The 18,635-nt window shown below is 73.9% G+C and carries 19 protein-coding genes and 3 pseudogenes; 16 read left to right on the top strand and 6 right to left on the bottom strand.

Annotation, left to right across the window (positions count from 1 at the left end; all coding sequences use genetic code 11):
- A complete protein-coding gene (locus O7600_RS11675) occupies window positions 1-735 on the top strand; it encodes a 16S rRNA (uracil(1498)-N(3))-methyltransferase (protein ID WP_281593608.1) in 735 nt (244 codons plus the stop codon).
- 107 nt (window positions 736-842) lie between these two features.
- Here O7600_RS11675 and O7600_RS11670 read toward each other — a convergent pair whose 3' ends face one another.
- Window positions 843-1,604 carry an SDR family oxidoreductase gene (locus O7600_RS11670; protein ID WP_281593607.1) on the bottom strand — a complete coding sequence of 254 codons (762 nt, stop codon included), beginning with the start codon at window positions 1,602-1,604 and terminating at the stop codon, window positions 843-845.
- A gap of 76 nt (window positions 1,605-1,680) precedes the next feature.
- Here O7600_RS11670 and O7600_RS11665 point away from each other — a divergent pair, with 76 nt between their 5' ends.
- The 10 genes and pseudogenes from O7600_RS11665 (at window position 1,681) to O7600_RS11620 (ending at window position 10,125) form a co-directional block, all read left to right on the top strand.
- The gene (locus O7600_RS11665; protein WP_281593606.1) at window positions 1,681-2,031 is read left to right on the top strand and encodes a histidine triad nucleotide-binding protein; all 351 of its coding nucleotides are present in this window, start codon (window positions 1,681-1,683) and stop codon (window positions 2,029-2,031) included.
- A 2-nt stretch (window positions 2,032-2,033) separates the two neighbouring features.
- The gene (locus O7600_RS11660) at window positions 2,034-3,410 is read left to right on the top strand and encodes a serine hydrolase domain-containing protein (RefSeq protein WP_281594130.1); all 1,377 of its coding nucleotides are present in this window, start codon (window positions 2,034-2,036) and stop codon (window positions 3,408-3,410) included.
- A 133-nt stretch (window positions 3,411-3,543) separates the two neighbouring features.
- A pseudogene (locus tag O7600_RS11655) lies at window positions 3,544-4,239 on the top strand (PhoH family protein); the annotation flags it as partial.
- A pseudogene (locus tag O7600_RS30125) lies at window positions 4,228-5,046 on the top strand (LAGLIDADG family homing endonuclease); the annotation flags it as partial. The pseudogenes O7600_RS11655 and O7600_RS30125, both read left to right, overlap by 12 nt.
- 264 nt (window positions 5,047-5,310) lie before the next feature.
- Window positions 5,311-5,673: pseudogene (locus O7600_RS11645) on the top strand (PhoH family protein); the annotation flags it as partial.
- 19 nt (window positions 5,674-5,692) lie between these two features.
- Window positions 5,693-6,166 (top strand): rRNA maturation RNase YbeY, encoded by a 474-nt coding sequence (gene ybeY / locus O7600_RS11640; protein WP_091572065.1) that lies wholly within the window; start codon window positions 5,693-5,695, stop codon window positions 6,164-6,166.
- Entirely contained in the window at window positions 6,142-7,551 is a 1,410-nt protein-coding gene (locus tag O7600_RS11635; protein ID WP_281594129.1) for a hemolysin family protein, read from the top strand. The genes ybeY and O7600_RS11635 overlap by 25 nt, the downstream gene beginning before the upstream one ends.
- On the top strand, window positions 7,544-7,930 hold the full coding sequence (locus tag O7600_RS11630; protein ID WP_091071324.1) for a cytidine deaminase: 387 nt from the start codon (window positions 7,544-7,546) through the stop codon (window positions 7,928-7,930). The genes O7600_RS11635 and O7600_RS11630 overlap by 8 nt, the downstream gene beginning before the upstream one ends.
- Window positions 7,927-8,823 carry a GTPase Era gene (gene era, locus O7600_RS11625; RefSeq protein ID WP_099164029.1) on the top strand — a complete coding sequence of 299 codons (897 nt, stop codon included), beginning with the start codon at window positions 7,927-7,929 and terminating at the stop codon, window positions 8,821-8,823. Before O7600_RS11630 ends, era begins: the two co-directional genes overlap by 4 nt.
- Window positions 8,824-8,973: 150 nt before the next feature.
- On the top strand, window positions 8,974-10,125 hold the full coding sequence (locus O7600_RS11620; RefSeq protein WP_281593605.1) for an acyltransferase: 1,152 nt from the start codon (window positions 8,974-8,976) through the stop codon (window positions 10,123-10,125).
- Here O7600_RS11620 and O7600_RS11615 read toward each other — a convergent pair.
- Window positions 10,112-10,930 carry a DUF4097 family beta strand repeat-containing protein gene (locus O7600_RS11615; protein WP_281593604.1) on the bottom strand — a complete coding sequence of 273 codons (819 nt, stop codon included), beginning with the start codon at window positions 10,928-10,930 and terminating at the stop codon, window positions 10,112-10,114. The two genes, O7600_RS11620 and O7600_RS11615, sit on opposite strands and share 14 nt — an antisense overlap.
- A gap of 102 nt (window positions 10,931-11,032) precedes the next feature.
- On the opposite strand from O7600_RS11615, the gene recO reads away from it, so the two are divergent.
- From recO to O7600_RS11595, 4 genes are all read left to right on the top strand, one after another.
- The gene (gene recO, locus O7600_RS11610; protein WP_281593603.1) at window positions 11,033-11,908 is read left to right on the top strand and encodes a DNA repair protein RecO; all 876 of its coding nucleotides are present in this window, start codon (window positions 11,033-11,035) and stop codon (window positions 11,906-11,908) included.
- Complete coding sequence (locus tag O7600_RS11605) at window positions 11,905-12,717, top strand: isoprenyl transferase (RefSeq protein ID WP_281593602.1); 813 nt, start codon at window positions 11,905-11,907, stop codon at window positions 12,715-12,717. The genes recO and O7600_RS11605 overlap by 4 nt, the downstream gene beginning before the upstream one ends.
- A 67-nt stretch (window positions 12,718-12,784) precedes the next feature.
- Entirely contained in the window at window positions 12,785-12,970 is a 186-nt protein-coding gene (locus tag O7600_RS11600) for a hypothetical protein (protein ID WP_098746930.1), read from the top strand.
- Window positions 12,971-13,101: 131 nt separating this feature from the next.
- Window positions 13,102-13,353: a thioredoxin reductase gene (locus O7600_RS11595; RefSeq protein ID WP_281593601.1), complete on the top strand. Its 252-nt coding sequence runs from the start codon at window positions 13,102-13,104 to the stop codon at window positions 13,351-13,353.
- A 3-nt stretch (window positions 13,354-13,356) separates the two neighbouring features.
- Here O7600_RS11595 and gndA read toward each other — a convergent pair whose 3' ends face one another.
- Window positions 13,357-14,799 (bottom strand): NADP-dependent phosphogluconate dehydrogenase, encoded by a 1,443-nt coding sequence (gene gndA, locus O7600_RS11590; RefSeq protein ID WP_281594128.1) that lies wholly within the window; start codon window positions 14,797-14,799, stop codon window positions 13,357-13,359.
- Between the two features lie 347 nt (window positions 14,800-15,146).
- On the opposite strand from gndA, the gene O7600_RS11585 reads away from it, so the two are divergent.
- Window positions 15,147-15,380 (top strand): hypothetical protein, encoded by a 234-nt coding sequence (locus tag O7600_RS11585; RefSeq protein WP_281593600.1) that lies wholly within the window; start codon window positions 15,147-15,149, stop codon window positions 15,378-15,380.
- Window positions 15,381-15,507: 127 nt separating this feature from the next.
- Here O7600_RS11585 and O7600_RS11580 read toward each other — a convergent pair whose 3' ends face one another.
- The 3 genes from O7600_RS11580 to O7600_RS11570 form a co-directional block, all read right to left on the bottom strand.
- Window positions 15,508-16,308: an energy-coupling factor transporter transmembrane component T gene (locus O7600_RS11580; protein WP_281593599.1), complete on the bottom strand. Its 801-nt coding sequence runs from the start codon at window positions 16,306-16,308 to the stop codon at window positions 15,508-15,510.
- Complete coding sequence (locus O7600_RS11575; protein ID WP_281593598.1) at window positions 16,305-17,906, bottom strand: ABC transporter ATP-binding protein; 1,602 nt, start codon at window positions 17,904-17,906, stop codon at window positions 16,305-16,307. Before O7600_RS11575 ends, O7600_RS11580 begins: the two co-directional genes overlap by 4 nt.
- Window positions 17,907-18,016: 110 nt before the next feature.
- A complete protein-coding gene (locus O7600_RS11570) occupies window positions 18,017-18,607 on the bottom strand; it encodes an ECF transporter S component (RefSeq protein WP_281593597.1) in 591 nt (196 codons plus the stop codon).
- Window positions 18,608-18,635: the final 28 nt, after the last annotated feature.

Raw genomic sequence — 18,635 nt, 5'->3', positions numbered from 1 at the left:
GTGTCCGCCCCGCTGTTCCTGGTCGAGGCGCTGCCCACCGGTGACACGCTGACGCTGGACGGCCCGGAGGGGCACCACGCGGCCACCGTGCAACGGCTGCGCGTCGGCGAGGAACTGCTGCTCGCCGACGGCCGGGGCGGCACCGCCGCCGCGGTGGTCACCGCCGTCGGTCGGGGCACGCTCGACCTGCGGGTCACCACCCGGGGGTACGCGGACGCGTGCGTCCCCCGGCTGGTCGTGGTGCAGGGCATCGCCAAGGGCGACCGGGGCGAGCTGGCCGTGCAGGCGATGACCGAGGTGGGCGTGGACGAGATCGTGCCGTGGGCGGCGTCCCGCTCGGTGGTCCAGTGGCGCGGCGACCGGGGCGTACGGGCCCGGGAGAAGTGGGCGGCCACCGCCCGCGAGGCCGCCAAGCAGGCCCGTCGACCGTGGCTGCCGGTGGTGGCGGGATCACCTGACGAGTCCACCGGCACGGTCACCCGACGGATCGCCGGCGCGGCGGCCGCCTTCGTGCTGCACGAGGAGGCCGAGGAGCGGCTGACCACCGCCGAGCTGCCGTCGACCGGCGAGATCGTGCTGGTGGTCGGCCCCGAGGGCGGCATCGCCGAGGCCGAGTTGACCGCGTTCACCGACGCCGGCGCCCACCCCGTCCGCCTGGGCCCCTCGGTGCTCCGCACCTCCACGGCCGGCGTGGCCGCCCTCTCCGTCCTCTCCACCCGCCTCTCCCGCTGGTAACCCCCACCCCACCCCACCCCGCCGATCTTGCGGTTCGTGCCCCGGCAAAGGCGGCGAAACGCCCAGGACGAGGGCCGCAAGTGCAAGATCGGCGGGAAGGGGGTGGGTCAGGTGCGGAGGTAGGAGGCGCCGTTGAGGTCGATGATGGTGCCGGCGGCCCACTCCGCCTCCGGGCTGGCCAGCCAGTGGACGGCGGCGGCGATCTCCTCGGGGCGGGCCACCCGGTGGAACGGGGACTGGGCCCGGACCGCGTCGCCGCGCTCGCTCTTGAGGTGCTCGTTCGTCATGTCCGTCTCGACGAAGCCGGGAGCCACGCAGGCCACCCCGATGCCGTACGGGGCCAGCGCCACCGCCAGCGACTGCGCCATCGCGTTCATCCCCGCCTTGCTCGCCCCGTACGCCGGGTTCGCCGGCTCACCGCGGAACGCGCCCCGGGAGGAGACGTTCACGATCCGGCCGCCCCGCTCCCGCATGTGCTGGGCGGCGCACCAGGCCGCGTTCGCGGCGCCGACCAGGTTGGTGTCGAGCACCTCCCGCCACCGCGCCCGCCACTGCTCGTAGCTGGTGCCGAAGACGGGGTGCGGCGGGTCCGCCGGGCCGAAGACGCCGGCGTTGTTGACCAGCACGTCGAGGCCCCCGAGCAGTCGGGCCGCCTCGTCCACCATGACCCGGACCGCGTCCGGGTCGGCCAGGTCGGCGCGGACCACCACGTGCCCGTCGCCGGGCAGCTCGCCGCGCAGCGCCTCGGCCAGCTCGGCGGAGTCGCGGTGGTGGATCGCCACCCGGTCCCCGCCGGCCGCGAACGCCCGCGCGACCGCCCGTCCGATGCCCCGCGAGGCCCCCGTCACCAGCACCGCCCGTCCCGCCATGCCGGCCATCCTGCCGCACCGCGCCGAGGGACCGGCCGGGGCCCCGTCGGTCACCGCCCCTCCCTAGACTGCGGCGATGGGAGTCGACTGCCTGTTCTGCCGGATCGTCGCCGGGGAGATCCCGGCCACCATCGTCCGTGAGACCGCCACCACCCTCGCCTTCCGCGACATCGACCCGAAGGCGCCCACCCACGTGCTGGTGATCCCCAAGGAGCACTACGCGGACGTGGCCACGCTCGCCCAGGGCGACCCCGGGCTCGCCGGCGAGGTGCTCCTCACCGCGGCCGTGGTGGCCGAGGAGGAGGGCCTCACGGTGGACGGCTTCCGGCTCATGTTCAACACCGGCCCGTACGGCGGCCAGGAGGTCTTCCACGTGCACGCCCACCTGCTCGGTGGCGCGCCGCTCGGCCCGATGCTCTGCCGGTGACCATGACCGGGATCTCCGACCGGCTCGACCGGATGGTGCGGCAGGCGCAGGCGAAGGGCCGGATCCCGGCGGTCTCGGCGGCCCTGCACCGGGCCGACCGGCCGCTCTGGACCTGCGCGGTGGGCGGCACCGGCAACGACACCCCGCTCGACGCCGAGACGGTCTTCCGGATCGGCTCGGTCACCAAGACCTTCACCGCGACGCTGGTCCTGCAGTGCCGCGACGACGGGTTGCTCGACCTGGACGACCCGATCGGGCGGCACCTCGACCTCACCGCGCACGGCGAGCTGACCGTGCGCCGGCTGCTGTCGCACACCGCCGGCCTGCAACGCGAGCCGCACGGCGACGTGTGGGACAGCCTGCGCGCGCCCGCCGTCGACGAGCTGCTGGCGGACCTGACCCGGGTCGAGCGGGTGCTGCCCACCGGCCGGCGGTTCCACTACTCCAACCTCGGCATGGCGCTGCTCGGCGAGCTGGTCGCCCGGCTGCGGGGTGGCTCCTGGGCCGAGGTGCTCGCCGAGCGGGTGCTCGACCCGCTCGGGTTGACCGCCACCGGCGCCCGGCCGGGGGAGCGGGCGGCGACCGGTTTCCTGGTCGACGAATACTCCGACGAGGCGCACCCGGAACCGCCCACCGACTTCGGCGCGGTGGCGCCCGCCGCCCAGCTGTGGAGCACCGCGCCGGACATGGCGCGCTGGGCGGCGTTCCTGGCCGACCCGCGGGCGCTGGACCCGGCCGGCGCGGTCCTCGCCCCGGCCACGGTCGAGGAGATGCGCTGGCCGCTGACCACGACCGACGAGTCGCTCTGGGCGGCCGGTTTCGGGCTGGGGCTGATCCTGGTGCCGCAGCCGGCCCGGGTGACCCACGTGGGGCACGACGGCGCGATGCCCGGCTTCCTGGCCGCCGTCTACGGCCGGCGCGGCGGGGACGGCACCCCGGGCGCGATGGGCGCTGCGGTGCTCGGCTCGTCCGGCGCCGGGGTGGAGGTGTTCGACCTGGTGCACGACCTGCTCGCCGCCGCGGCCGAGCACGACCCGGCGCAGATCGAGCCGTGGCGCCCCGGTCCACCCGCGCCCGACCACCTGCGCGGGATGCTGGGCCGCTGGTGGGGCGAGGGCTTCGAGTACGTCTTCTCCTGGCACGACGGCGCGCTGCGGGCCCGCGGCGCGGGCGACCCGGCCGGTAAGCCCCCGGCGGTGTTCGCGCCGCTGCCGGACCGGCCGGACGTGTTCCGCACGGTCTCCGGCCGGGAGGTGGGCGAGCTGCTCCGGCTGACCCGGGACGAGAAGGGCGTGGTGGTCCGGATGCACTGGGCGACCTACCGGTTCACCCGCCGCCAGGAGACCTTCGACGGCTACGACTTCCGGGCCGGCGGCTGAGCGCCGGAGCACCGGAAATGGACGCGGTGCGTACGGTGCCGACCCGATACGATGGGAGCAACCGTACGCCGCGCCAGCAGGGCCCGGCGCCGAGATCGGAGAGCAGGTGGCGCAGGGCCCGACGGCCCGACCTATGACCGGCACCCCACCTCCCGGCCCGCCCCGCGTGCAGACCAGGATCACGGTCCCCGACCAGAAGATCATGGTTAACCTGCTCGGCGCGGGTGACGAGATCCTGCGACTCGTCGAACGCTCGGTCAACAGCGACGTCCACGTGCGCGGTAACGAGATCACCATCACCGGCGCGCCCGCCGACAACGCCCTCGCCGAGCGCCTCTTCAGTGAGCTGCTCGAACTGATCGAGAAAGGCGAGACCCTGACCACAGACGCCGTCCGGCGTACCGTCGGCATGCTCGAGCAGGGCAGCGCCGAGCGGCCCGCCGAGGTCCTGACGCTCAACATCCTCTCCCGGCGCGGCCGCACCATCCGTCCCAAGACGCTCGGGCAGAAGAAGTACGTCGACGCGATCGACGCGCACACCATCGTCTTCGGCATCGGTCCGGCCGGCACGGGCAAGACCTACCTGGCCATGGCGAAGGCGGTCCAGGCGCTCCAGGCCAAGCAGGTCAACCGGATCATCCTGACCCGACCGGCCGTCGAGGCGGGCGAGCGGCTCGGCTTCCTGCCCGGCACCCTGAACGAGAAGATCGACCCCTACCTGCGCCCGCTCTACGACGCGCTGCACGACATGCTCGACCCGGAGACCATCCCCAAGCTGATGGCCGCCGGCACGATCGAGGTCGCCCCGCTGGCATACATGCGCGGGCGGGCGCAGCCGTACGACGCGCGGGTCCTGACCCCGGAGGGATTCCGGAAATTCGGGTCGCTCCAGGTCGGTGACCTGGTCATCGGCTCCGACGGCACGCCCACGCCGGTGATCGGGATCTATCCGCAGGGCCCGAAGCAGGTCTACCGGGTCACCACGCAGGACGGGGCGTCCACGCTCTGCTGCGGGGAGCACCTGTGGACCGTCGCCACGCCGGACGACAAGCGTCGCGGGCGCCGGCGGACGATCGAGACGCAGGAGATGATCGGCAAGGAGTGGCGGGGCCACACCCGCCGTTACGAGCTGCCGCTCGTCGCCCCGGTGCAGATGGAGCCGCGGGCCGTTCCGCTCGACCCGTACGCGCTCGGGCTGCTGCTCGGTGACGGCTCGATCTCGTGCCGCACCACGCCGTCCTTCTCCACGGCGGATCCGGAGCTGGCCGTCGCGCTGGAGGAGGCGCTGGTCGATGTCGAACTCGTCCGCAAGGGCGATTACGACTACGTCCTGCGCCACGTCAACGGGCGTCGCGGTGGTGTGATCGTGGCCAACCCGGTCACGGCCGCCATCCGCGAGCTGGGGCTGGCCGGGGCCACCTCGGGGACGAAGTTCGTCCCGGAGGTCTACCAGAACAACAGCGTCGGTGTCCGGCTGGCGGTCCTGCAGGGGCTGCTGGACACCGACGGCGGTCCGGTCGTCCAGGCCGGGCGTACCTGTCGGGTGCAGTACACGACCACCTCCGCGCGGTTGGCGGACGACGTCGTGCACCTGGTCGAGTCGCTCGGCGGGGTGGCGACGGCCCGGGTCCGTGAGGCCGAGGGTCGTAAGCCCGGTCTGGCGAAGGGCCGGCCGGTTCCGTACCGTGCCGACGCCTACGTCGTCGAGATCAGGCTGCCCGCCGGTGTCGCGCCGTTCCGGCTGTCGCGCAAGCGCCGGATGTACGACGAGCGCGGCGGTGGCCGGCCGATGCGGTTCATCGACTCGATCATCCCGGCCGGGGTGCAGGAGACGATGTGCATCCAGGTCGCGGCGGCCGACTCGCTCTACGTCACCGACGACTTCCTGGTCACCCACAACACCTTGAACGACGCCTTCATCATCCTGGACGAGGCGCAGAACACCACGCCCGAGCAGATGAAGATGTTCCTCACCCGGCTCGGCTTCGGTTCCAAGATCGTGGTCACCGGTGACGTCACCCAGGTGGACCTTCCGGGCGGGACGACCAGCGGCCTGCGCGTGGTCCGGGAGATCCTGAACAACGTCGAGGACGTGCACTTCGCCCAGCTCTCCAGCTCCGACGTGGTCCGCCACAAGCTGGTCGGCGACATCGTCGACGCGTACGCCCGCTGGGACGCCGAGCGGGAGAACCAGCAGGCGCAGAGCGTGCACGCCGTGCCGGGGCGGACCGCCCAGGGCGGCCGGGCCGGCCGGCGCCGCTAACCACCAGAGGAAGACAGAGTTGTCCATCGAGATCGCCAACGAGTCCGGTGTCGAGGTCGACACCGACGCCGTGCTCGCCGTGGCCCGGCACGCCCTCGACGAGATGGGGGTCAACCCCCTCGCCGAGCTGTCCGTGCTGCTGGTCGACATCGAATACATGTCGGAGCTGAACCACCGCTGGATGGGTGGCGACGGTCCGACCGACGTGCTCGCGTTCCCCATGGACGAGGGCAGCGTCGACCACGGGCCGGGGGAGAGCGCCCCGGCCGGCGGCGAGCCGGCCCTGCTCGGCGACATCGTGCTCTGCCCGGAGGTGGCGGCCAAGCAGGCCGCCGCCGCCGGGCACTCCGCCGCCGACGAGCTGCACCTGCTCACCGTGCACGGCGTGCTGCACCTGCTCGGCTACGACCACGCCGAGCCCGAGGAGGAGCGGGAGATGTTCGGTCTCCAGGCCCGGCTGCTGGCCAGCTGGCGGTCGACCCGGTCGCGGTGATGGTCACCCTGGCGGCGGTCGGCGCTCCGGCCGGCCTGCCCGATCTTCAACTCCTGGTCTTCGCGGCCGGGCTGGTGGTGCTCGCCGGCCTGATCGCGATGACCGAGGCGGCGCTGGCCGCGGTCTCCCCGGCGCGCGCCGCCGAGTCGGCCCGGGACGGCGCGCGCGGCGCGCGCGCCCTCCAGGCGGTCGCCGGTGACGTGGTACGCCACCTCAACCTGCTGCTCCTGCTGCGCCTGCTGGCCGAGCTGACCGCCACCACCCTGGTCGCCTTGGTGGCGGTGGACACGTTCGGCGCCGGCTGGCGGGCCGCGCTGGTGACCGCCGGCGCGATGACGGTGGTGAGCTTCGTGGTGGTGGGGGTGGCTCCACGCACGCTGGGCCGGCAGCACGCGTACGCGGTGGGCCGGGCGGTGGCGCCGCTGGTGCGCTGGCTGGGCCGGGCGTTGAACCCGCTGGCGTCGCTGCTGATCCTGATCGGCAACGCGGTCACCCCGGGCAAGGGCTTCCGGGAGGGGCCGTTCGCCACCCAGGTGGAGTTGCGTGAGCTGGTCGACCTGGCCGAGCAGCGCGGCGTGGTGGAGCACGGCGAACGCCAGATGATCCATTCGGTGTTCGCGCTCGGCGACACCATCGCCCGGGAGGTCATGGTCCCGCGCACCGAGATGGTGTGGATAGAGGAGAGCAAGACGCTGGCGCAGGCGCTGGCGCTCTTCCTGCGCTCGGGGTTCTCCCGCATCCCGGTGATCGGGGAGAACGTCGACGACGTGCTCGGCGTGCTCTACCTGAAGGACCTGATCCGGCGTATCCAGGGTGATCGGGGCGCGCGGGAGATGCCGGTGGCCGAGCTGATGCGCCCGGCGACGTTCGTGCCGGAGTCCAAGCCGGTGGACGACCTGCTCTCCGAGATGCAGGCGGCCCGCAACCACCTGGTGATCGTCGTCGACGAGTACGGCGGCACCGGCGGTCTGGTCACCATCGAGGACATCCTGGAGGAGATCGTCGGCGAGATCACCGACGAGTACGATGTCGAGCGCCCGCCGGTCGAGCACCTGGCGGACGGGGCCGTGCGGGTGACCGCCCGGCTGCCGGTGGAGAATCTGGGCGAGCTGTTCGACACCGAGCTGCCCACCGACGAGGTGGAGACGGTCGGTGGCCTGCTCGCCCAGGCGCTCGGTCGGGTGCCCATCCCGGGCGCCGAGGCCGAGGTGTCCGGCCTGCGGCTGATCGCCGAGGGCACCACCGGCCGACGCAACCGGATAGACACCGTGCTGGTGAGCCGGGCCGAGCCGGGCGCCGCGCCGGAGGGCGCGGGGCGCGGTGAGCAGTCCGAGTCGCGTGGCGACAACAACCGTTCCGAGGAGAGGCAACCCGCCGATGCCTGAGTCAGCCGCCGTGCCGGCCGCACTGCCCACCCCCGCCGATCCGGCCGAGCTGAGCGCCGAGGACGGCAAGCTCGTCGTCCTGGCCCGGGGCGCACGGGGCCGGGTGGGGGCCGTGGAGGGCGCGGCGGTCCGCGACCAGGACGGCCGGACGTACGCGGCGGCCAGCGTGGCGCTGCCGTCGCTGACCTTGACCGCGCTCCAGCTGGCGGTGGCGTCGGCGGTGGCGGCCGGTGCGAGCCGGCTGGAGGCGGCGGTGGTGGTGACCGAGGCGTCGACGCTGGACGGGGCCGGGCACGCGGCGGTGCGTGACCTCTCCGCCGACGCGCCGATCCACGTGGCGGCGCCGGACGGTGCGGTCCTCGGCACGGTGGTCGAGTGACCACGGCCCAGGAGCGTCCCTACCGGGCTGGTTTCGCCTGTTTCGTCGGCCGGCCGAACGCCGGCAAGTCGACGTTGACCAACGCGATCATCGGCACCAAGATCGCGATCACCTCGAACAAGCCGCAGACCACCCGGCACATCATCCGGGCCGTGCTGCACCGGCCGGAGTCCCAGCTCGTGCTGGTCGACACGCCCGGCCTGCACCGTCCCCGCACGCTGCTCGGCGAGCGCCTCAACGACCTGGTCCGGGAGACCTGGAGCGAGGTCGACGTGATCGGGCTCTGCGTCCCGGCGAACGAGCCGGTCGGTCGGGGTGACCGGTTCATCACCGGCGAGCTGGCCAGCCTGAAGGCCACGGTGCTGGCGGTGGTGACCAAGACCGACCTGGTCGACAAGAAGCGGCTGGCGGAGCAGTTGCTGGCGGTCAGCGAGCTGGGCGAGTTCGCCGCCGTGGTGCCGGTGAGCGCGGTCTCCGGGCACCAGGTGGACACGCTGGTGGACGTGATGACCGGCTACCTGCCGGAGTCGCCGCAGCTCTACCCGGACGACATGCTCACCGACGACCCGGAGCAGGTGCTGGTCGCGGAGCTGGTCCGGGAGGCGGCGCTGGAGGGGGTCCGGGACGAGCTGCCGCACTCCATCGCCGTGGTGGTCGAGGAGATGATCGCCGAGGGCAACCTCACGAAGATCTACGCCGACCTCTACGTGGAGCGGTCGAGCCAGAAGGCCATCGTCATCGGGCACCGGGGCAGTCGGCTCAAGCACGTCGGCACCACCGCCCGGCGGCAGATCGAGGAGCTGCTCGGCACCCGCGTCTACCTGGACCTGCACGTCCGGGTGGCGAAGGACTGGCAGCGCGACCCGAAGCAGCTGCGCAAGCTCGGCTTCTGACCGGGGCCGGGGCGCGCCCCGGTCCCGGATGATCCGGATCAGTCAGTCCTATGGGGCATCTCACGTTCCACGGACGTCGGTGGCTGTTTCGCGGCTCGCCGGAGCAGGGTAGGGAACCATGTCCCTGCCCCCGGACACGGCTGCGAGCTGATGCGAAACCGCTACCTCGACCTGCTCCGTTTCCTGGCCATCGTGCGTGTCGTCACCTACCACGTCACCGGCTACGCCACGCTCACGCTGGTGTTCCCGGCGATGGCGGTGATGTTCGCGCTGGCCGGGTCGCTGATGGCCGCCTCGCTGGACCGCACCGGGGTGCCCGCCGTCGGGCGCCGCCTGCGCCGTCTGCTGCCTTCGCTCTGGGTGCTCGCCGCGGTCTTCGTGCCGGCCATGCTGCTCACCGGGTTGCCGCTCACGCCCAAGGTGCTCCTCTGGCTCTTCCCGATCAGCGACCCGCCGGCCAACTACTGGGGCGGGCTGGCGCTGAGCCCGATCTGGTACCTGCGGGACTACCTGTGGTTCGTGCTCGCCTCGCCGCTGGTGCTGTGGCTGTTCCGCCGGGCGCCGCTGCCCACGCTGGCCGCCCCGTACGCGCTGCTGGCGGCGATCGAGTTCGGCGTGCTGGCGAACCCGCCGACCGTGCTGCGCGAGTTCGGCCTCTACTTCGGCGCGTGGCTGCTCGGCTTCGCCCACCACGACGGTCTGCTGCGGCGCATGCGCAACCGGGTGCTGCTGCCGGTCGCCGGGGTCCTCGGCGCCGCCGGCCTGGCCTGGATCGCCACCCACCCGGGTCCGCGCGGCTTTGACATCAACGACATCCACCTCGGCAACGCGCTCTGGTCGGCCGCGTTCATCCTGGTGGCGATCGGCCGCGCGCCCACCGGCGCCGACTGGGTCGACCGGGTTCCGGTGCTCGGCCGCGCGGTGACGGTGGTCAACCGGCGGGCGCTGACCGTCTACCTCTGGCACATGCCGTTCGTGGTGGCGCTCACCCCGCTGGTCGGGCTGGTCGGCTGGTCGCCGCGCGACCCGGTCGGCCTGTGGCTGCGGGTGGGACTGGTGTTCGTGCTGGTCGGTGTGGTGACGCTGCTGGTCGGGTGGGTCGAGGACCTGGCCGCCCGGCGTACCCCGGAACTGGTTCCCGGCGGGACCCGGCGGACCGTGGCCGACCGGGCGGCGGCCGCCCCGGCCAGCCCGGCCCCCGCGGGCGCGGAGGGCGGACTGGTGGGCGTCGGGGTCCGGGTGCCGGCGCCCCGCGACGGCGAGCGCGTCGCGGAGGGCGCCCGCTGGCTCAGCGCGCGGTGACGGTGACGTTGCCGCTGGTGGCGGAGACGTCGAGCAGCACCGACGCGCCCGGGTCGTTGGTCACGGTGATCTCCGTGTCACCGGACTTCGCGTCCGCCCGCACCCGGTAGCGGCCGTTCGGTACGACCAGGTCGACGTCCCCGCTGGTGGCGTGCAGTCGGGCCGGTGCCGGCTGGTCCAGCTCGACGGTGAGGTTGCCCGAGGTGGCCTCCGCGTCGATCGCGGAGGTCAGCCGGCGGGCCTCGATGTCGCCGGAGCGCGCCCGCAGCCGCACCGGGTGGGTCGCCTCCACGAGCCGGATGTTGCCGGAGGTGGTCGCGGCGCGAACCTCGCCGGTCGCCCCGTTGACGGTCAGGTCCCCGGAGCTGAGCGTGAACTCCACCGCGCCGACCCCGCTGAGGTCGACGTTGCCGGAGCCGGTGCCGCCGCGGACCGCCACGCCCGGTGGTGCGGTCACCTCCCAGGAGATGCTGCACCTCTGGCCGCAGTCGGTGGGCAGCACCAGCTCGTCGCCCCTGATCTCGTACCGACTGTTCGGCTCGCCGCCCTGGTAGCGCACCACCCGCTTGATCCGTACCTGGTCGGCGGGGCCGTTGGCGCGGACCATCACGTCCCCCGACCCGCCGTCGTCGACGGTGATGCGGGCGATCTTCGTCCGCTCGGTCTGGTCGTAGTCGAGCCGGCGGAACGACAGCGTGTCACACCCGGCGAGGACGATCAGCGTGGTGGCCGCCGTCGCGGCCACCACCCCACGCGGCGATCGGAGAGCGGTGCGCGGCCGGAACGCCGTTCGGAGCGAAGCCATGGCCAGCACACTAGGGCCGGCCGGGCGGCCGACACATCGGGGATCGCCCGCCGGCGCACCCCGAGCCGACCCTGAGATCGGACCCCGAGGGAGAATGGCCTGATGGCCGGGTACCGCCGACAGCTCTACCGCGACGACGCGGTGGTGCTGCGCGTGCAGAAGCTGGGCGAGTCCGACCGGATCATCACGCTGTTCACCCGCCGGCACGGCCGGCTGCGCGCGGTGGCCCGCGGCGTCCGGCGCACCTCCAGCCGGTTCGGCGCCCGGCTGGAGCCGTTCGGGCACGTCGACCTCCAGCTCGCCGGCGACCCCAAGGGCAACCAGGGCAGCTCGCTGCACACGGTCAGCCAGGTCGAGGCGATCGAGCTGTACGGCAAGCGGTTCCTCGGCGACTACCCCCGCTACACGGCGGCCAGCGCGATCGCCGAGACCGCCGAGCGGCTGACCCCGGTGGAGCGGGAACCCTCGCTGCGGCTGTTCCAGCTCACCCTCGGCGCGATGAAGTCCCTCGCCCGGGGCGACCACGCCACCACGCTGGTGCTGGACGCCTACCTGCTGCGGGGCATGGCGTTCGCCGGCTGGGCGCCCGCGCTGAGCGCGTGCGCGGTCTGCGGCGAGCCGGGCCGGCACCGCGCGTTCTCGGTGCCGGCCGGCGGCGCGGTCTGCCCGGACTGCCGACCCCCCGGCGCCGCCCACCCCGCGCCGACCACGCTGGCGCTGATGTCCGCGCTGACCACCGGCGACTGGGCGTACGCCGACGCCGCCGACAACGGCGTCCGCCGGGAGTGCAGCGGGCTGGTCGCGGCGCACCTCCAGTGGCATCTGGAACGCGCGCTACGCTCGCTGCCGCTGGTCGACCGGGGTGGCCCGGCGACCGGCGCGGTCCCGCCGCCGGACGGGGCGGGGCCGGGTGTGGTCCCGCCGCGCGCCGGCTCCGGGCCCGCAGCCGCCGGTGTGAACAGGGAGATGACCGAGTGATCCGATCGACGAGGGCGCGCCGCCGCGAGCCGGTGCCGCCGACCCCGCACCCGTCCGGCGCGCGCCCGCCGGCGTTGCCCGCGGGCGCGCTTCCCCGGCACATCGCCATCGTGATGGACGGCAACGGCCGCTGGGCGAAGGAGCGCGGGCTGCCCCGCACCAAGGGGCACGAGCAGGGCGAGCACAGCCTCTTCGACACCATCGAGGGCGCGATCGAGCTGGGCATCCCCTACCTGTCGGCGTACGCGTTCTCGACCGAGAACTGGCGGCGCTCGCCGGACGAGGTCCGCTTCCTGATGGGCTTCAACCGCGACGTCATCCGCCGCCGCCGCGATCAGCTCGTCGACCTGGGCGTGCGGGTGGTCTGGTCGGGGCGGGCCGGGCGGCTCTGGAAGAGCGTGATCTCCGAGCTGCAGACCGCCGAGGAGATGTCGCGCGACAACTCGACGCTGACGCTGCAGTTCTGCGTCAACTACGGCGGCCAGGCGGAGATCGCCGACGCCGCCGCCGCGATCGCCCGTGACGTGGCCGCCGGCAAGCTGCACCCGGACAAGGTCACCGAGAAGACGGTGGCCCGCTACCTCTACCACCCCGAGGTGCCCGAGGTCGACCTGTTCCTGCGTCCCTCCGGTGAGCAGCGGATCTCCAACTTCCTGCTCTGGCAGACCGCGTACGCCGAACTGGTCTACCTGGACACGCTCTGGCCCGACTTCGACCGCCGTCACCTCTGGTACGCCTGCGAGCTGTACGCCCAGCGCGACCGACGCTTCGGCGGGGCGCTGCCCAACCCGGTGGCCCCCGGAGCCTGAGGTCACGCTTAGCGACGCCCCGCGCTGGGTACGAGTATCCACAGCAGCCAACGCGGAGGTGAACCACATGATTCAGAAGCGGATCGCGCAGTGGGCGGTCATGGCGGTCGCCGTGCCGCTGGCGGCGGCCGGCGCGCGCCGGCTCAGCCACTCCCTGGAGGCCCGTCGTGGCCCGACCGGGGTGAGCCGCCTGCTGACCAAGGGCGCCGACATGATCCGGCCGCAGAAGGCCAAGCGGCGCCGGTTCTTCTGACCCCGACGGTCGGCCCCGTGCCGGCCGTCCCGCGGACGCCCCGCATCCGGCTTTCCGGCCGGATCGCGGGGCGTTCCGCTTACGATCGGCGCAGGGCGCGCCGCCGGGACGCGCCGCCACGGGGGTGGAGAATGCGCGATCTCCGGTACGAGATGACGGCCGCCCTGGCCGGCGCCGACCTGGTGGAGCCGAGCCGCCGCGAGGCGGTCGCCGAGCTGTGCGCCGGGGTGGCCGAGCGCTGGTGCGCCGACGTCGGGCACACCCCGGCGGTCCGCTCCGGCGAGATCGGTGAGCTGGCCGCCGGTGAGCCGGCCGCCGACTGGGCCCCCGAAACCGGGTCGGCCCCGGCCCACCGCCGTCCGTCGCCCGAGCGGGCGTGGTGAGGCTCAGGCCTCCACTTCGGAGCGGTCGCCCGCCCAGCGGGTGTGGAACGAGCCGTCCCGGTCCACCCGGTGGTAGGTGTGCGCGCCGAAGTTGTCCCGCAGCCCCTGGATCAGGGCGGCCGGCAGCCGCTCGGCGCGCAGCGCGTCGAAGTAGGCCAGCGACGACGCGAAGGCCGGGGCCGGCACACCCGCGCGGGCCGCGTCGGCCACCACCCGTCGCCAGGCCGGGACCCCGGCGCTGACCCGGTCGGCGAACCAGGGGGCGACCAGCAGCGTCGACAGGTCCGGCTCGGCGTCGTACGCCTCCCGGATCCGGTCCAGGAAGCGGGCCCGGATGATGCAGCCGCCGCGCCAGATGGTGGCCGTGCCACCCAGGTCGATGTCCCAGTCGTACTCCCGGCTGCCGGCCCGGATGTGGTCGAAGCCCTGCGCGTACGCGACGATCTTGCTGGCGAGCAGCGCCCGGCGGACGTCCTCGACGAATGCGTCCCGGTCGTCGACCTGCCACTTGTCGCCGGCGTCCGCGAACACCCGGCGGGCGGCCGCACGCTGGTCGGCGTGCCCGGACAGCGACCGGGCGAACGTGGCCTCGGCGATGCCGGTGATCGGGATGCCGAGGTCCAGCGCGCTCTGCACGGTCCAGCGGCCGGTGCCCTTCTGCTCGGCCTGGTCGAGCACCACGTCCACGAACGCCCGGCCGGTGGCGGCGTCGGTGTGGCCGAGCACGTCGGCGGTGATCTCGATGAGGAAGGACTCCAGCTCGCCGCCGTTCCACTCCCGGAAGATCTCCGCGATCTCCGCCGGGCTCGCCGACAGGCCGGCCCGCAACAGGTCGTACGCCTCCGCGATGAGCTGCATGTCGGCGTACTCGATGCCGTTGTGCACCATCTTCACGAAGTGCCCGGCGCCGTCGGGGCCGATGTGCCGGCAGCAGGGCGTCCCCTCGACCTGCGCGGCGATCTTCTCGAAGATCGGGCCCAGCTTGCGGTAGGACTCCGCCGAGCCGCCGGGCATGATGCTCGGGCCACGCAGCGCGCCCTCCTCGCCGCCGGAGACGCCGGTGCCGACGAAGTGCAGCCCGTGCGCGCGCAGCGCCTCCTCCCGACGGCGGGTGTCGGCGAAGTGCGCGTTGCCGCAGTCGACGACGATGTCCCCCTCCTCCAGCAGCGGGACCAGTTCGTCGATCACGGCGTCGGTCGGCGCGCCGGCCTTCACCATCACGATCACCGCACGCGGCCGCTCCAGCGAGCCGACGAAGTCGGCCAGCGACTCGGACGGCACGAAGGTGCCCTCGTCGCCGTGCTCGGCGACCAGGCTGCGGGTGCGTTCCGGCGAGCGGTTGTGCACCGCCACGGCGAAACCGTTGCGGGCCAGGTTCCGGGCCAGGTTGCGACCCATCACCGCCAGACCGGTGACCCCGATCTGCGCCGTCGCCTGTTGTGCCATGCGTACCGCCACCTCTCGTCCTCGCTGCCGTGCTGCGACCGTATCGCGGTCGCCGGGGGAGTGGGCCGGGACGTCGACGCCGGGTGAGTGGCCGGTGGCGGTGCGTTCCGCGGTAATTCGGATGCGCGATCGGCTCGGGGCGGGTTAGCCTTCGGGCATGCGTAACTGACGCCCTTCTTCCGAGCCCGGTCCACCGCCCTACGTGCCGGTGGACCCGTCCTGCTCCGGGCGTCCGCATCCCCTCCCGCCGCCGTGGTTCGCGGTGTCTGTCGCGGTCGGATCGCACCCGGGGCGCACCCGCTCGGCGCGTCCGTGGTCGGCGCGCCCGCCAGACAGGAGGACCGCGGATGCCCGCGAAGCGCAGCCCGAAGAAGTCCCGCAAGCCGTCGCCGTCGCTGCGGGAGGTGACCCCGAGGGATCTCGACGCGCTCACCGTGGCGCCGTCGACGCCGGTGTCCCTGCCGACGGAGCAGGCCCCGGCGCCGCCCACCGCCGGCCCGCCCGCCGGAGGCCGGTCGGGCGTCACCGGGCGCAGCCAGCGCGCCGGCCAGACCCGCTTCTACGCCTTCCGCCGCAGCTGACCGACAGAGCCCCGGACGCGCCGCGCCCGGGGCTCCACCCTTCCCCACGGCGTCGACCATGAAGTTGGCGGCGACAATTCGGGCGCCGAGTGCCGCCAACTTCATGATCGACGCACCGGAGGCTGGGTCAGCCGATGAGGGGGCGGAAGGTGCCGAGGAGGATGCTCGTGGTCAGGGCGGCGCCGGCCAGGAGCGCGGCGGTGACCACCAGCAGGGCGTCGGCCCGGGTGAAGTGCTGACGCCGGGCCACCGTACGCGGCGTGCCGGCGTCGAAGCCCCGCGCGTCCATCGCCACGGCCAGCCGGGTGCCCCGCCGGATCGCGCCGACCAGCAGCGCGAACGCGGTCGAGCCGAACAGCCGCAGCTTGGCCAGCGGGTTCCGGCCGGCGTCCACGCCCCGGGCCCGCCGGGCCATGCTGATCATCCGCCACTCCTGTTCCAGCAGCGGCACCATCCGGAACGCGGCCAGCGCGCCGATGGCGAACCGGGCCGGCGCCTTCGCGTTCTGGATCAGCGCGTCGGCCAGCTCGGTCGGATCGGTGGTGGCGAAGACGACGATCCCGGGCAGCGCCACGGCGAGCATGCGCAGCACCAGGCCGAGGGCGGTGACCAGCACACCCTGGGTGACCAGCACCGGGCCGGCGTCGAGCAGCACCGGACCGGACCGGTCGGCGGCGAAGAGCACCAGCGTGACCAGGATGCCCACGGCTCCGGCCAGCAGCGGCCAGGCCCGTCGGGCCAGCACCCGGTAGCGGACGCCGAACAGTGGCAGCACCGCGAGTTCGATGGCGATGGCGATGGCCGGCGCGACCGGGTCCAGCGTCGCCACCAGCACGAGCGTGAAGACCAGCGCGGCGGCCACCTTCGCCACCGGGTTGCGCCGGGCCAGCGGGGCGTCGGGCGCGGCGACCGGTTCGAGATCGATCACGGTGCGCCCGCCCCTCGCGGCGGGGTCGACGGTGGCCCGTCCGCGCCGTGACGGCCGGGCGGGGACGGTGACTCGTCCGCGCCGAGACCGCCTGACGACGAGCCGACGGACCCAGGCAGGGCGGCGAGCACGGGACCCGGCTGGCCGGCGAGCCCGGCCGGGCGCGTCCGGTCGAGGTCGGCGGGCGGGCGGTCCAGGGTGAGCGTCCGGTCGGCCAGCGCGGCGACGAAGTCCGCGTCGTGCGTCACCGCGACCACGCCGTGGCCGGCGTCGCGCAGCTCGGCGAGCAGGTCGACCAGTTCCAGCCAGGTCCGCCGGTCCTGGCCGAACGTGGGTTCGTCGCAGATCAGCAGGCGGGGCGCGGTGGCCAGGGCGGTCGCCACGCTCAGCCGCCGCGCCTCGCCGCCGGAGAGGGTGTACGGATTGGCGCCGGCCAACCGGTCCAGTCGCAGCCGGTGCAGCAGCGCGTCCACGGTGTCGGTCACGTCCGACTCGGACCGGCCGGTACGGCGCGGGCCGAGCGCCAACTCGTCCCGCACCGTGCCGGTGACGAACTGGTGCTCCGGGTCCTGGAACACCGAACCGATCCGGCGCGCCAGCGCGGGCGCCCGCCAGCGGTGCGGGGGAGTGCGCGCGTCCCGGCCGGCCAGCTCGGCGGAGGCGGTGAGCGCACCGGCACCGGGGCGCAGCAGGCCGCCGAGGAGCAGCGCCAGCGTGGACTTGCCGGCGCCGTTGGGGCCGAGGACGGCGAGTGCCTCGCCGGCGCGTACCCGAAGGTCGGTGGGGGTCAGCCGGGGCGGCAGGCCGAGCCGGTCGGCGGCGAGCAGGGTCTCCCCGGGCGGCGCGGTGGCGTGCCGCGGCGGGATGGTGTGTCCGGGCACCCAGACCCCGGCGGCGGCCAGCGCTTCGCCGTGCGCGGCGAAGACCGCCTCGGGCGGCCCGTCGGCCCGCACCCCGCCACCGGGTTCCAGCACCACCACGCGGTCGACCAGCGGCAGCGCCTCGGCCACCCGGTGCTCGACCAGGATCAGCGTGGTGTCCGGGTCGAGCGCGTCCGCGACGGCCCGGCGGATCAGAGTGGCGCCGGTCGGGTCGAGGTTGGCGGTGGGCTCGTCCAGCAGCAGCAGCCCGGGGCGCAGCGCGAGCGTCCCGGCCAGGGCGAGGCGCTGCTGCTCGCCCCCGCTGAGCGCGGCGGTGGGGCGGTCCCGGGGGTAGGGGAAGCCGACCCGGCGCAGCGCCTCGTCCACCCGGGGCCAGATCTCCTCGGCCGGTACGCCCCGGTTCTCCAGCCCGAACGCGACGTCGTCGCCGGAGCGGGCCATCACCAGCTGGGTCTCCGGGTCCTGGAAGACCACGCCGACGCGTTCGCGGGCCTTGCGCGGGTCCAGCCCGTCGATCTCGACGGTGCCCTCCTGCTCGCCGGAGTCCTCCGGAAGCAGCCCGGCCAGCGCTGCCAGCAGCGTGCTCTTGCCGGCCCCGGAGGCCCCGAGCAGCAGGACCCGTTCCCCGCTCTCGACGCGCAGGTCGACGCCACGCACCGCCCAGGCCCGACGTCCCCCGTGCCGCCACCCGAACCCCCGGAGAACCACCCCGCTCACCGTTCCACACCTCCTCCCGTTCCGACCTCAGCCTCGTCGATCAAGGAGTTCGCGTCAGGGACATCGCCCGCCGCCGACGCGAACTCCTTGATCAACAGGCGGCGGACCGGTCAGACCAGGGCGCGGTCGCGGCCGGCGGGGAAGCGGTCCAGGACGCCGGTGTTCGCCAGGGCCCGGGTGAGCAGGTGCGCGCCGACGCCGGCCACGACGGTGGCGCTGACGATCGTGATCAGGGCGTACGGGATCCGGTAGGAGGTCAGCTCGTAGGCCTTGTTCCAGTAGACGAAGTCGAAGATCGCCGCGCCCAGGCCGGTCAGCGCGCCGGCCAGCACCGCCACCGGCAGCCGGAACGAGCGGTAGCGGAACGCGGCGAACGCCAGTTCGGCGCCGATGCCCTGCATCAGGCCCTGGAGGATCACGATGCTCGCCCACTGGCTGCCCAGCAGCGCGGAGACGATCGCGGCGACGGTCTCGCAGTAGAGCGCCGCGCCCGGCTTGCGGATGATCAGGCCGGCGAGCACCGCCGGGATCAGCCAGACGCCGTAGAGCAGCGCCTGCGCCGGCGGGAAGAACGCGAACGCCGCGTCGGTGGCGCTCCAGAGCAGGCCCCAGGCCCAGAAGACGACGCCGAAGGCGACGGCGATCACCGAGGCGACGACGATGTCGACCGTACGCCAGCGGTTGCTGTCGGTGTGGCTCATGACGGACTCCCAGTTCAGGTGAGGAACC

This window comes from Micromonospora sp. WMMA1998, assembly GCF_027497375.1.
GTDB classification, from domain to species: domain Bacteria; phylum Actinomycetota; class Actinomycetes; order Mycobacteriales; family Micromonosporaceae; genus Micromonospora; species Micromonospora sediminicola.
This window is presented reverse-complemented; position numbering and strand designations above follow the sequence as displayed.

Excerpts from the sequence above, each read along its gene's own strand:
- O7600_RS11615 (WP_281593604.1), bottom strand. The coding sequence starts at position 10,930 with ATGGCTTCGCTCCGAACGGCGTTCCGGCCGCGCACCGCTCTCCGATCG.
- O7600_RS11660 (WP_281594130.1), top strand. The coding sequence starts at position 2,034 with ATGACCGGGATCTCCGACCGGCTCGACCGGATGGTGCGGCAGGCGCAG.
- O7600_RS11620 (WP_281593605.1), top strand. The coding sequence starts at position 8,974 with ATGCGAAACCGCTACCTCGACCTGCTCCGTTTCCTGGCCATCGTGCGT.
- O7600_RS11665 (WP_281593606.1), top strand. The coding sequence starts at position 1,681 with ATGGGAGTCGACTGCCTGTTCTGCCGGATCGTCGCCGGGGAGATCCCG.
- O7600_RS11595 (WP_281593601.1), top strand. The coding sequence starts at position 13,102 with ATGCGCGATCTCCGGTACGAGATGACGGCCGCCCTGGCCGGCGCCGAC.
- O7600_RS11670 (WP_281593607.1), bottom strand. The coding sequence starts at position 1,604 with ATGGCGGGACGGGCGGTGCTGGTGACGGGGGCCTCGCGGGGCATCGGA.
- O7600_RS11600 (WP_098746930.1), top strand. The coding sequence starts at position 12,785 with ATGATTCAGAAGCGGATCGCGCAGTGGGCGGTCATGGCGGTCGCCGTG.
- recO (WP_281593603.1), top strand. The coding sequence starts at position 11,033 with ATGGCCGGGTACCGCCGACAGCTCTACCGCGACGACGCGGTGGTGCTG.
- O7600_RS11585 (WP_281593600.1), top strand. The coding sequence starts at position 15,147 with ATGCCCGCGAAGCGCAGCCCGAAGAAGTCCCGCAAGCCGTCGCCGTCG.
- gndA (WP_281594128.1), bottom strand. The coding sequence starts at position 14,799 with ATGGCACAACAGGCGACGGCGCAGATCGGGGTCACCGGTCTGGCGGTG.
- O7600_RS11570 (WP_281593597.1), bottom strand. The coding sequence starts at position 18,607 with ATGAGCCACACCGACAGCAACCGCTGGCGTACGGTCGACATCGTCGTC.
- O7600_RS11630 (WP_091071324.1), top strand. The coding sequence starts at position 7,544 with ATGCCTGAGTCAGCCGCCGTGCCGGCCGCACTGCCCACCCCCGCCGAT.